Source organism: Parendozoicomonas verongulae (genome assembly GCF_009711465.1).
Lineage (GTDB): Bacteria > Pseudomonadota > Gammaproteobacteria > Pseudomonadales > Endozoicomonadaceae > Sansalvadorimonas > Sansalvadorimonas verongulae.
Window position 1 is genome coordinate 3,380 of record NZ_SMME01000733.1, and the last position, 413, is coordinate 3,792.

Genomic DNA, 413 nt, shown 5'->3' on the forward strand with positions numbered 1-413 from the left:
TTGAGATCGCTGAATGTGGTGAAATACTTGTTGCACCCGAAAAAGTCACAGATAAAGAGCCTGAAATCTGCGCGGGCTCTTAGGGTGTTCTTATCATAGGAATCCGCAGGCCTGTCATCGTCAGTGCGAATCTGAAGCTCTCTGTAATGTTTACGTACCCAGGCATTTAAATGCGGAAACCGGGAAGGAATCAGGTGTCCCGAAGGAAGGGGAGAGCAATGGATATGGAGGGGGACTTCCTCACCTGAAGGTACATGACACATGTTTACCTTATCCCGGACCCATGTTGTGGCACCTGGTTCAACAGCCAGATGTTTGCAGCCTTTGAGGCGGTGAAAGTTAATCCGGTTTTTTGTCTTTTCCCCCGGCAATGCACGAGGTGATTTTCGGTTGTCCTGTCTATGACGCAGGAT

The 413-nt window shown here is 49.2% G+C and carries 1 protein-coding gene; it reads right to left on the reverse strand.

Going from position 1 to position 413, the window contains the following annotated elements; translation table 11 throughout:
- Window positions 1–263, reverse strand: a 263-nt coding sequence (locus E1189_RS25190; protein ID WP_230460150.1) for a hypothetical protein, incomplete at its 3' end; no start/stop codon positions are given.
- Window positions 264–413: the final 150 nt, after the last annotated feature.